The sequence below is a fragment of the Lelliottia sp. SL45 genome, from assembly GCF_026672535.1.
GTDB classification, from domain to species: Bacteria; Pseudomonadota; Gammaproteobacteria; order Enterobacterales; family Enterobacteriaceae; genus Enterobacter; species Enterobacter nimipressuralis.
In genome coordinates, this window is the sequence record NZ_JAPPRH010000003.1 from 887560 (window position 1) to 899925 (window position 12366).

The 12366-nt window shown below is 53.1% G+C and carries 11 protein-coding genes; 10 read left to right on the forward strand and 1 reads right to left on the reverse strand.

All coding sequences use genetic code 11. The features are described 5' to 3' along the window. Positions 1 to 31: 31 nt before the first annotated feature. Positions 32 to 1615: a TerC family protein gene (locus tag OVA10_RS10125; protein ID WP_268195854.1), complete on the reverse strand. Its 1584-nt coding sequence runs from the start codon at positions 1613 to 1615 to the stop codon at positions 32 to 34. A 694-nt stretch (positions 1616 to 2309) separates the two neighbouring features. On the opposite strand from OVA10_RS10125, the gene OVA10_RS10130 reads away from it, so the two are divergent. From OVA10_RS10130 to gmd, 10 genes are all read left to right on the forward strand, one after another. Next, positions 2310 to 3449, forward strand: coding sequence for a polysaccharide export protein (locus OVA10_RS10130; protein WP_100779605.1), 1140 nt, complete (start codon positions 2310 to 2312; stop codon positions 3447 to 3449). 6 nt (positions 3450 to 3455) lie between these two features. Further along, positions 3456 to 3899, forward strand: a complete 444-nt coding sequence (gene wzb / locus OVA10_RS10135) for a low molecular weight protein-tyrosine-phosphatase Wzb (RefSeq protein ID WP_123427425.1) — start codon at positions 3456 to 3458, stop codon at positions 3897 to 3899. Between the two features lie 2 nt (positions 3900 to 3901). Beyond that, the gene (gene wzc, locus OVA10_RS10140; RefSeq protein WP_181826563.1) at positions 3902 to 6064 is read left to right on the forward strand and encodes a tyrosine-protein kinase Wzc; all 2163 of its coding nucleotides are present in this window, start codon (positions 3902 to 3904) and stop codon (positions 6062 to 6064) included. Positions 6065 to 6147: 83 nt separating this feature from the next. Next, entirely contained in the window at positions 6148 to 6990 is an 843-nt protein-coding gene (wcaA, locus tag OVA10_RS10145; RefSeq protein ID WP_268195855.1) for a colanic acid biosynthesis glycosyltransferase WcaA, read from the forward strand. A 2-nt stretch (positions 6991 to 6992) separates the two neighbouring features. Further along, complete coding sequence (wcaB, locus tag OVA10_RS10150; protein ID WP_100780848.1) at positions 6993 to 7481, forward strand: colanic acid biosynthesis acetyltransferase WcaB; 489 nt, start codon at positions 6993 to 6995, stop codon at positions 7479 to 7481. Further along, positions 7478 to 8695: a colanic acid biosynthesis glycosyltransferase WcaC gene (wcaC, locus tag OVA10_RS10155; RefSeq protein WP_268195856.1), complete on the forward strand. Its 1218-nt coding sequence runs from the start codon at positions 7478 to 7480 to the stop codon at positions 8693 to 8695. Before wcaB ends, wcaC begins: the two co-directional genes overlap by 4 nt. After that, positions 8670 to 9890 (forward strand): colanic acid polymerase WcaD, encoded by a 1221-nt coding sequence (gene wcaD, locus OVA10_RS10160; protein ID WP_100779610.1) that lies wholly within the window; start codon positions 8670 to 8672, stop codon positions 9888 to 9890. Before wcaC ends, wcaD begins: the two co-directional genes overlap by 26 nt. Positions 9891 to 9906: 16 nt before the next feature. After that, a complete protein-coding gene (gene wcaE / locus OVA10_RS10165) occupies positions 9907 to 10653 on the forward strand; it encodes a colanic acid biosynthesis glycosyltransferase WcaE (protein ID WP_268195857.1) in 747 nt (248 codons plus the stop codon). Between the two features lie 15 nt (positions 10654 to 10668). After that, the gene (wcaF, locus tag OVA10_RS10170; protein ID WP_102104095.1) at positions 10669 to 11217 is read left to right on the forward strand and encodes a colanic acid biosynthesis acetyltransferase WcaF; all 549 of its coding nucleotides are present in this window, start codon (positions 10669 to 10671) and stop codon (positions 11215 to 11217) included. 25 nt (positions 11218 to 11242) lie between these two features. Continuing rightward, a complete protein-coding gene (gene gmd, locus OVA10_RS10175) occupies positions 11243 to 12364 on the forward strand; it encodes a GDP-mannose 4,6-dehydratase (RefSeq protein ID WP_100779613.1) in 1122 nt (373 codons plus the stop codon). Positions 12365 to 12366: the final 2 nt, after the last annotated feature.

The window sequence follows — 12366 nt, forward strand, 5'->3', positions numbered from 1 at the left end:
TCCTTGAACGGGAGAGGGGGATGAGAAGAGATCAAACCTCAAAATCCAAATCGTCCTCCCCGCGCAGGGGGATCAGCTGCACTTTCTGCACGCGATGACTCTCCACCTGCAGCGTCTTCAGCACATAGTCCCCTACCTGAACCTCTTCACCCGGCTGCGGAATGCGCTGTAAGTATTCCATCAGCAGACCGGCGATCGTGTGGTATTCGCGCTTCTCATCCAGCGGCAATGGAACGTACTGCACCAGATCTTCCAGCGGCATATGACCGTTGGCAGTCCATGACCCATCGGCATTTTTCTGGATGTCGTGGCGGGCGTCGATCTCATCCACTTCGTTAGGCAAATTACCGGCGATGGTTTCCATCACGTCGCTCAGCGTCACCAGCCCTTCAACGGAGCCAAACTCATCGACCACAAAGGCAAAGTGGGTGCGCGCGTTGCGGAACTGTTCTAGCGCCGAAAGCAGCGGCAGGGTTTCCGGGAACACCAGCGGCTGGCGGATCAGCGCACGTAAATCCAGTGGCTCACCGCGCAGGGACTGCTGGAGCAGGTCAATGACGTGCACCACCCCAAGCAGACCTTCCTCATCATCACCCCCGGTCACCACCACGCGGGTGTGCTGGTTTTTATCCAGCAGGGCGCGGATCTGCGCTTCCGGCGAATTCAGGTCGATATGTTCGATATCGTGGCGCGACGTCATGATGCTGCTGACCGAGCGCTGGTTAAGATTGAGCACCCGCTCAATCATCCGCCGCTCCTGCGGGTTAAAGATCTGGCTGTCGTCGTGATCGGCAAGCAGTGACGCTGACTCTGCATCCAGCTCGGCGTCCTCTTTCTTACCGCTGAGCAGACGCAGAACGGTCTCCGCCGTGCGCTGACGCAAGGTCTGATTGGCAGAGAGAAAACGGCGGCGGTTGAAAATCGCAAGCTGGTTCAGGGATTCAATAATCACCGAGAAACCAATCGCCGCGTACAGATAGCCTTTTGGAATATGGAAGCCAAACCCGTCTGCGACCAGGCTAAAGCCGATCATCAGCAGGAAGCTCAGACACAAAATCACAATCGTCGGATGGCTGTTCACAAAGCGCGTCAGGGCCTTGCTCGCCATCACCATCAGCGTGATGGCAATAATCACCGCCGCCATCATGACGGGCAGATGATCAACCATCCCCACGGCGGTAATCACGGAATCCAGCGAGAAGACAGCGTCCAGCACCACGATTTGCGCGACCACGGGCCAGAACTTCGCCCCACGACGCTGGGTGGGGTTCTCGCTGTCTTTCCCTTCGAGCCGCTCGTTCAGCTCAACGGTGGCTTTGAACAGCAGGAACAGGCCGCCAAACAGCATGATCACGTCACGGGCGCTAAAGCTCAGGCCGTGGAGCGAGAAGAGGGGAGTGGTCAGGGTGACCAGCCAGGAGATCGACGCCAGTAACAGCAAACGCATCACCATCGCCAACAGCAAACCGGTAACGCGTGCGCGGTCGCGCTGCGCCGGGGGCAATTTTTCGGCGAGGATGGCAATAAAGACCAGGTTATCGATGCCAAGCACTAATTCGATGACGACCAGCGTCACCAGCCCGGCCCAGATTGATGGATCGGCAATCCATTCCATAGTAATAGCAGTACCTCTGAAGATATGACATTTGTCACACTTCGATCATGGATAAAGCTGGCTAAAATTGCAATGATTGCTTGAGATTTCTCTTAATGAAAGCGCGGCAAATAGCCACGGCGAATAACCCTGTTATTTCTATATGAAAGTGAAATTATCCGGTTAAACGGATAATTAGGAAATATCGCATGAAATGTTTTATGTCTGTATTTTGTCAATATAAAGAAATTCCTAAAACCATAAAACTTTGCGCTTAATATTATTCTTAAAAACCAATAATAGGACGGTTGTCTCCTTGCCTGCTATTAGGTTAGCTGCAACAATTCTCCAGGCATCAAATGTTAAATCTTCTTGCTGCTATTTATGTAACGGTCTTAAGAGCGAACATTCATTACCGCTCAGGCATTGAAAATGCCGGATATATTTATCCTGCAAGACCTAATTTTAGAGGGTGTCTATCCATAATACATTGTTTCGTCAGTGGATTGGTAACTGAAAGCCAAGGGCGGTAGCGTGCCTGAAAGCGTGTGAATCAGCCTCGATTATTCTGTCAATAGCCAATGGATGAATAAGCGTTTTTTAGGATTGATGCCAGTTATATTTCTATTTTATTAACTGCATTCTGATTGCCTAAACAACCCGCGCTTATTTAAATTGCACAGGATAATTACTCTGCCAAAGTGATAAATAATCAATGATGAAATCCAAAATGAAATTGATGCCATTATTGGTGTCTGTGACCTTGATGAGTGGTTGTACGGTCTTTCCCGGCAGCAATATGTCAACAATGGGCAAGGATGTGATCAAGCAACAGGATGCTGATTTTGATCTCGACAAAATGGTGAATGTTTATCCATTAACGCCGCGTATCGTCGAACAATTACGCCCGCGTCCGAATGTTGCGCAGCCGAATATGTCTCTGGATCAGGAAATTGCCTCTTATCAATACCGCGTGGGGCCGGGCGACGTTGTGAGCGTCACCGTCTGGGATCACCCGGAACTGACCACTCCCGCAGGGCAATACCGCAGCTCCAGCGATACCGGTAACTGGGTGCAGCCTGATGGTACCATGTTCTATCCCTACATCGGTAAAGTGCACGTCGTGGGGAAAACCCTCGCAGAAATTCGTAGTGATATTACCGGCCGTTTAGCGCAGTACATCGCTGACCCGCAGGTGGACGTTAATATCGCCGCATTCCGTTCGCAGAAAGCCTACGTCTCCGGCCAGGTCAATAAATCAGGCCAGCAGGCGATCACCAACGTGCCGCTGACCATTCTCGACGCCATCAACACCGCGGGCGGGTTAACGGACGCGGCCGACTGGCGCAACGTGGTGCTGACGCACAACGGCAAAGAGGAGCGCATTTCACTCCAGGCGCTGATGCAGAACGGCGATTTGAGCCAAAACCGTCTGCTCTATCCGGGCGACATTCTGTTTGTGCCGCGCAACGACGATCTGAAAGTGTTCGTGATGGGCGAAGTTAAAAAACAGAGCACCCTCAAAATGGACTTCAGCGGCATGACCCTGACCGAAGCGCTGGGGAATGCGGAAGGCCTGGATCTGACGTCGTCTAACGCCAGCGGCATCTTCGTGATCCGTCCGCTGAAAGGCGAAGGCAGTGCGAAAGGCAAGATTGCCAACATCTACCAGCTGGATATGTCCGATGCGACGTCGCTGGTGATGGCGACGGAATTCCGTCTGCAGCCATACGATGTGGTCTATGTCACTACCGCGCCAGTCACACGCTGGAACCGTCTGATCAACCAGTTGCTGCCAACCATCAGTGGCGTTCGCTACATGACGGACACGGCGCGCGACATTCATACCTGGTAACCCGCGATGTTTAACAAAATTCTGGTGGTGTGCGTGGGGAACATTTGCCGTTCCCCAACGGCTGAACGGTTGCTGAGAAATTATCAGCCCGATCTGGTGGTGGACTCCGCAGGGCTGGGGGCGCTGGTGGGGAAGGGGGCGGATGAGCGCGCAACGAGCGTGGCGAAGTCGCATAACCTCTCCCTGGACGGGCACGTGGCCCGTCAGGTCTCTGGCCGGATGTGCCGGGAGTACGATCTGATCCTCGCGATGGAAAAACGCCACATTAGTGCGCTGTGCGAAATCGCACCGGAGATGCGCGGCAAAGTGATGCTGTTTGGTCACTGGGACAGTGAGCGCGAAATTCCCGATCCGTATCGCAAGAGCCGTGAGGCATTTGAGGCGGTTTATACCTTACTAGACCAGTCTGCCCAACAGTGGGCGCAGGCACTGAAAGCTCAGCAGGGATAACAATGACAGAAAAAACAAAACCTTCTGCCGCCCCGATCTCGGGCAGTGATGAAATTGATATTGGCCGTCTGATCGGGACGGTGGTCGAGGCGCGCTGGTGGGTGCTGGGCATTACCGCGGTTTTTGCGATCGCCGCCGTGGTCTACACCCTGTTTGCTACGCCTATCTACAGTGCCGATGCGCTGGTGCAGATCGAGCAAAACTCCGGAAATTCACTGGTGCAGGATATCGGTTCGGCGCTGGCGAATAAGCCACCGGCGTCCGACGCGGAAATCCAGCTGATTCAGTCGCGCATGGTCCTTGGTAAAACCGTTGACGATCTCGACCTGGATATCGCCGTCAGCAAAAACACCTTCCCGGTGTTTGGTGCCGGTTGGGACCGACTGATGGGGCGTCAAAACGATACCGTTAAAGTCACCACCTTTACCCTGCCAAAAGGTTCGGCGGATCAGGTGTTCACCCTGACGGTGCTTGGCCCCAAACAGTATGAACTGACCAGCGATGCGGGCTTTAGCGCACGCGGCGAAGTGGGGCAATTGCTGTCTAAAAACGGTGTCACCATGATGGTCAGCGCCATTCAGGCGGCCGAGGGCGGTGAATTTACCGTCAGCAAATTCTCGACGCTTGGCATGATCAACAATCTGCAAAACAACCTGACCGTCACCGAAAATGGCAAAGACACGGGTGTGTTGAGCCTGAGCTTTACCGGTGAAGATAAGGAGATGATTCGCAACGTCCTGAACAGCATTACCCGCAACTACCTTGAGCAGAACGTGGAGCGCAAGTCGGAAGAGGCGGCGAAGAGCCTCGCTTTCCTCGCGAAACAGCTGCCGGAAGTGCGTACCCGTCTGGATGACGCGGAGAACAAACTTAACGCCTATCGCCAGCAGAAAGACTCCGTCGATCTGCCGCTGGAAGCGAAATCGGTGCTCGATTCGATGGTTAACATCGATGCCCAGTTAAACGAGCTGACCTTCAAAGAAGCGGAAATCTCCAAGCTTTACACCAAACGCCACCCGGCTTACCGCACGCTGCTGGAAAAACGCCAGGCGCTGGAAGATGAGAAATCGAAACTCAACAACCGCGTCACCGCGATGCCGAAAACTCAGCAGGAAATTGTGCGTCTGACGCGCGATGTGGAGTCGGGCCAGCAGGTGTACATGCAACTGCTGAATAAACAGCAGGAGCTGAAAATCACCGAAGCCAGTACCGTCGGTGACGTGCGAATCGTTGACTCCGCTATCACCCAGCCTGGCGTGTTGAAACCGAAGAAAGCGCTGATCATTTTCGGCAGCATTATTCTCGGCCTGATGCTCTCCATCGTCGGTGTGCTGCTGCGCTCCCTGTTCAACCGCGGTATCGAAAGCCCGCAGGTCCTCGAAGAGAACGGTATCAGCGTCTATGCCAGCATTCCGCTGTCGGAATGGCAGAAGTCGCGCGATAGCGTCAAAACGGTCAAAGGGGTCAAACGTTACAAACAGAGTCAGCTGCTGGCCGTGGGTAACCCAACGGATCTGGCGATTGAAGCGGTGCGCAGCCTGCGTACCAGCCTGCACTTCGCCATGATGCAGGCCAAAAATAACGTCCTGATGCTCACCGGGGTCAGCCCGTCGATTGGTAAAACCTTCGTGTGTGCCAACCTCGCGGCGGTAATCAGTCAGACCAACAAACGCGTGCTGCTGATCGACTGCGATATGCGCAAGGGCTACACCCACGAACTGCTCGGCACCAACAACGTCAACGGTCTGTCGGAAATTCTGCTCGGCAAAGGGGAGATCAGCCAGTGCGCCAAGCCGACCTCCATTACCAATTTTGACCTCGTGCCACGCGGCCAGGTGCCACCGAATCCGTCCGAACTGCTGATGAGCGAACGTTTCGCGCAACTGGTGAAATGGGCGAGTGAACACTACGACCTGGTGCTGATTGATACGCCGCCAATTCTGGCCGTCACCGACGCCGCGATTGTGGGCCGCCACGCCGGGACCACACTGATGGTGGCGCGCTATGCGGTGAACACCCTGAAAGAGGTGGAAACCAGCCTGAGTCGCTTCGAGCAGAACGGCATCGAGGTGAAAGGGGTGATTCTGAACTCCATCTTCCGCCGCGCAACCGGGTACCAGGATTACGGGTATTACGAGTACGAATATAAGTCTGACAGTAAATAATCGTTTTCCCTCACCCTAATATTAATTCCCTCTTCCAGTGGGAGAGGGCAGGGGTGAGGGCAACAAGCCATCCGGGGAATAAAATGACAACACCACGCCCTTTGATCTCCATCTATATGCCAACCTGGAATCGTCAGCAGCTGGCGATCCGCGCGATTAAATCGGTTTTACGTCAGGACTACGACCACTGGGAATTGATCATCGTGGATGATTGCTCGTCATCCTTCGAGCAGCTGCAAAAATTTGTCACCGAGCTGAACGACCCGCGCGTGATGTATACCCACAACGCCATCAACTCCGGGGCGTGCGCGGTGCGCAACCAGGCGATTTTGCAGGCGAAAGGGGAGTTCCTGACCGGCATCGATGACGACGACGAGTGGACGCCCAACCGTCTGTCGACCTTCCTGGCGCATAAACATCAGCTGGTCACCCACGCGTTTTTGTATGCCAACGACTATGTCTGCCAGGGCGAAGTTTACTCCCAGCCCGCCAGCCTGCCGCTGTACCCGAAATCACCGTACTCGCGCCGTCTGTTTTACAAACGCAATATCATCGGCAACCAGGTCTTTACCTGGGCATGGCGCTTCAAAGAGTGCCTGTTCGATACGGAACTGAGAGCGGCGCAGGACTATGACATTTTCCTGCGCATGGTAGTGGAATATGGCGAACCCTGGAAAGTGGATGACGCCACGCAAATTCTGCACATCAATCACGGTGAAATGCAGATCACCTCATCGCCGAAAAAATTCTCCGGCTACTTCCACTTCTATCGCAAGCACAAGGACAAGTTCGACCGTGCCAGCCGTAAATATCAGCTGTTTACCCTCTATCAGATCCGCAATAAGCGCATGAACTGGCGCACGCTGCTGACGCTCTTTTCCGTGCGAAACACCAAGCGTCTGGCCGACGGGCTGCGGGGGAAATAATGATTCTGGAAGATTGCCGCGCAAACAGCTGGAGCCTGCGCCCGTGCTGCATGGTTCTGGCGTATCGCATCGCCCATTTCTGCTCCGTCTGGCGCAAGAAAAATGTGCTCAATAACCTGTGGGCAGCGCCGGTTCTGGTGCTGTACCGCATCATCACCGAATGCCTGTTTGGCTATGAAATCCAGGCGGCGGCCACCATCGGACGACGTTTTACCATTCACCACGGCTACGCCATCGTTATCAATAAATTCGTGGTCGCGGGTGATGATTTCACCGTTCGCCACGGCGTCACTATCGGTAACCGTGGCCCGGACAGCCTGGCCTGCCCGGTGATTGGCAACAACGTCGAGCTGGGGGCCAATGTGGTGATGATTGGTGAGATTACCGTTGGCAACAACGTCACCGTTGGCGCGGGGAGCGTGGTGCTGGACAGCATCCCGGATAACGCGCTGGTGGTGGGTGAAAAAGCCCGCGTGAAGGTGTTGAAATGAATATTCTGCAATTTAACGTCCGTCTTGCCGAAGGCGGGGCGGCCGGCGTGGCGCTGGATCTGCATCAGCGTGCGCTACAAAAAGGGTTCAAGTCCCGCTTTGTGTATGGCTACGGCAAGGGCGGTAAAAAAAGCGTCAGTCATGATAACTATCCGCACGTCCTGAAGCAGACCCCGCGTCTGACATCGGTGGCCAACATCGCGCTGTTTCGTCTGTTCAACCGCGATCTGTTCGGCAATCTGAATAACCTCTACCGCACCGTGACGCGCACCCCCGGCCCGGTGGTTCTGCATTTCCACGTTATGCACAGCTACTGGCTGAAACTTGAAGAGGTGGTTGCCTTTTGTGAGAACTTGCAGGCGCACAAGCCGGACACCACGTTTGTCTGGACCCTGCACGATCACTGGAGCGTTACCGGACGCTGCGCGTTCACCGATGGCTGCGAAGGCTGGAAAACGAACTGCCAGAAATGCCCGACACTCAGCAACTATCCGCCGGTGAAAGTGGATCGCGCGCACCAGCTGGTGGCAGGAAAACGTCAGCTGTTCCGCGACATGATGGCCCTCGGCTGCCACTTTATCTCCCCGAGTCAGCACGTGGCGGATGCCTTTAACAGCCTGTATGGCGTCGGGCGCTGCAAGATTATCAATAATGGCATTGATGTGGCGACCGAAGACATTCTGGCGGAACTCACGCCGGTGGCAGTAACGCCGGGTAAGCCGAAAATTGCGGTGGTTGCGCACGATCTGCGCTATGACGGCAAAACCAATCAACAGCTGGTGCGCGACATGATGGCGCTCGGCGACAAAATTGAGCTGCACACCTTCGGCAAATTCTCGCCGTTTGAAGGGCCGAATGTGATTAATCATGGCTTTGAGACGGATAAACGCAAGCTAATGAGCGCCCTGAACGGTATGGACGCGCTGGTGTTTAGTTCTCGCGTGGACAACTACCCACTGATTTTGTGCGAAGCGCTCTCCATCGGCGTGCCGGTGATCGCCACCCACAGCGACGCCGCGCGCGAAGTGCTGGAGAAATCAGGCGGCAAAACCTTCAGCGAGCACGAGGTGCTGCCGCTGGTGCAACGACCAAAAGCCGAGATCGCGCAGGCTGTTTTTAACACCAGCCTGGAATCGTTCCGCAACCGCAGCCGCAAGGCTTACAGCGGTGAACAGATGCTGGAGGAGTATGTCTCGTTCTATCAGAATCTGTAGCTACCTGCTGTTGCCGCTGATCTATCTGCTGGTTAACGTCAAAATTGCCCAGTTGGGCGAAAGCTTCCCGATCACCATCGTGACTTTCTTACCGCTTTTGTTGCTGCTCTATGTCGACAAAATTAGCGTGAAGAAACTGATGATTGCCCTGGGGTTGGGTTTTGGCTTAACGGCATTTAACTACATCTTTGGTCAGTCGCTGGATGCCAGCAAGTACGTCACCTCCACCATGTTATTTGTCTATATCGTCATTATTATTGGCATGGTGTGGAGTATTCGGTTTAAAACTATTTCGCCGCACAATTATCGGAAAATCCTTAGGTTCTTTTATATTGCCGTTGCGTTCATTGTTATGCTTGCCGCTATGGAAATGGCGCAAATTATTTTGACCGGCGGCAGTAGCCTGATGGAGATGATTTCGAAATATCTGATTTACAGTAATAGCTATGTTCTGAACTTCATTAAATTTGGTGGCAAACGCACCACTGCGCTTTATTTTGAACCGGCGTTTTTTGCTCTGGCACTAATCTCAATTTGGCTCAGCATCAAACAGTTTGGTATCAAAACCCCTAAGACCGATGCTATGATTCTTGCAGGGATTGTTCTGTCAGGCTCTTTCTCCGGGGTAATGACATTTATCTTGTTTTACCTGCTGGAGTGGGCCTTTCAGTACCTGAATAAAGACGCGATTAAGAAAAAACTACCCCTGGCTATCATTTCATTAGCCGTATTTTTAGTGGGTATTGTTTTTGCATTCCCCTACATCGCCACGCGTCTCGGTGATTTAGGTACGGAAGGTTCGTCATCATATTATCGTATCATTGGGCCACTGGTGATGGTGGGGTATTCATTAACCCATATTGATGGCGTAGTCAGATTTGGCTCACTTTACGAATATGTTGCATCATTCGGAATCTTTAACGGTGCGGATGTCGGTAAAACCATAGACAATGGGCTGTATCTGTTAATTATTTACTTTTCCTGGTTCGCCGTGCTGTTAACAGCATGGTACCTGTTTAAAGTGTTCAAAATGATGATTAACGCGTTTGGTGATAATCAGAATTTCCGTGTGCAGCTTTATCTTTTTACGCCGGTGTCGCTGTTTTTTACCGGGTCAATATTTAGCCCGGAATATGCATTCTTAATTGTCTGTCCGTTTATTCTGCGCAAAGCGCTTAATATTACGAACGTATGACGAAACGAGGTGGTTTATGTTTCTTAGCGTCATTACAGTCGCTTTTCGCAATCACGAAGGGGTCGTCAAAACCTGGCGCTCGCTGCGCAATCTGGCCCGCGATCCCAGCCTCACGTTTGAATGGATTGTGGTCGACGGCGGCTCTGACGATGGCACCGCGGAGTTTCTGGAAAAACTTAACGGTGAGTTCAACTTACGTTACATCAGCGAGAAAGATAAAGGCATTTACGATGCGATGAATAAAGGCATCGACATGGCGCAAGGGCGCTATGCGATCTTCCTTAATTCCGGTGATGTTTTCCACGACGATGTGGCGCTGTTTGCCCGTCAGCTGTCGCGCCAGAAAGAAGAAGCCATGTTTATCGGTGATGCGCTGCTCGATTTCGGCGATGGCACAAAAATTCGTCGTAGCGCCAAAAGCGGCTGGTATATCTACCACAGTTTGCCTGCCAGCCATCAGGCGATTTTCTTCCCGACGGCGGGCCTGAAAAAGCACCCGTACGATTTGCAATATAAAGTGTCATCTGATTATGCACTGGCTGCCAGTCTGTATAAATCCGGTTATCCGTTCCGTCGAATTAAAGGGCTGGTATCGGAATTCTCGATGGGGGGTGTGTCAACCTCGAATAATCTGGAATTATGCCGGGATGCTAAAAAAGTCCAGCGCAACATATTGCGCGTACCCGGCTTCTGGGCGGAATTATCCTATTTATTACGTCTGAAAACGACGGGCAAAACGAAAGCCTTATATAACAAAGCCTGAATATAAGGAAAGGTGATGCAGGATCTTAGTGGTTTTACCGTCCCGAAAGGTTTTCGCGGTGGAAATGGAATAAAAGTGCAGCTGTGGTGGGCGGTACAGGCAACATTATTTGCCTGGTCACCGCAGGTGCTGTATCGCTGGCGAGCCTTTTTGTTGCGTTTATTTGGCGCAAAAATTGGCAAAAATGTGGTTATTCGCCCGTCTGTGAAAATTACTTATCCCTGGAAATTAACCCTCGGTGATTACGCCTGGGTGGGTGATGACGCGGTGTTATATACCCTGGGCGATATTACGATTGGCGCCCACTCTGTGGTGTCACAAAAGTGTTATTTGTGTACCGGCAGTCACGATTTTATGAGTCAGCATTTCGATATTAACGCCACGCCTATTGTGATTGGCGAAAAATGCTGGCTGGCGACAGATGTTTTTGTTGCACCTGGTGTTTCTGTTGGCGATGGCACCGTTATTGGCGCCCGCAGCAGCGTTTTTAAATCGCTACCGGCAAATAAGATTTGCCGTGGCAACCCCGCAGTGGTGATACGCGAACGCGTTGAAACTGATTAAATTCGATAAGTAGAGGAATATAAACATGTCTAAAGTCGCTCTCATCACCGGCGTTACCGGGCAGGATGGTTCTTATCTGGCGGAGTTTCTGCTGGAGAAAGGGTATGAAGTTCACGGCATTAAACGCCGCGCTTCTTCGTTCAACACCGAGCGTGTGGACCACATCTATCAGGATCCGCATGCTGCAAACCCGAAATTCCATCTGCACTACGGCGACCTGACCGACAGCTCCAACCTGACCCGTATCCTGCAGGAAGTGCAGCCGGATGAAGTCTACAACCTGGGCGCAATGAGCCACGTGGCTGTCTCCTTCGAATCCCCGGAATACACCGCAGATGTCGATGGCATGGGCACGCTGCGCCTGCTGGAAGCTATCCGCTTCCTGGGTCTGGAAAAGAAAACCCGTTTCTACCAGGCATCCACCTCTGAGCTGTACGGCCTGGTGCAGGAAATCCCACAGAAAGAGACCACGCCGTTCTACCCGCGCTCTCCTTACGCTGTCGCCAAACTCTACGCTTACTGGATCACCGTGAACTACCGCGAATCCTACGGCATGTACGCCTGTAACGGCATTCTGTTCAACCACGAATCCCCACGCCGTGGCGAAACCTTCGTAACCCGTAAAATCACCCGTGCGATCGCTAACATCGCGCAGGGCCTGGAATCCTGCCTGCACCTCGGCAACATGGACTCCCTGCGTGACTGGGGCCATGCGAAAGACTACGTGAAAATGCAGTGGATGATGCTGCAGCAGGACAAACCGGAAGATTTCGTGATTGCCACCGGCGTGCAGTACTCCGTGCGTCAGTTCGTTGAAATGGCAGCCGCACAGCTCGGTATCAAACTGCGCTTTGAAGGCACCGGTGTTGAAGAGCGTGGTGTGGTGGTTTCTGTGACCGGTCACGATGCACCGGGCGTGAAACCGGGCGATGTGATTGTTCAGGTTGACCCGCGTTACTTCCGTCCTGCGGAAGTGGAAACCCTGCTCGGCGACCCAACCAAAGCGCACGAAAAACTGGGCTGGAAACCGGAAATCACTCTGCAGGAGATGGTCTCTGAAATGGTTGCCCACGATCTCGAAGCAGCGAAAAAACACTCCCTGCTGAAGTCCCATGGCTACGAGGTTGCCATCGCGCTGGAGTCCTGAGT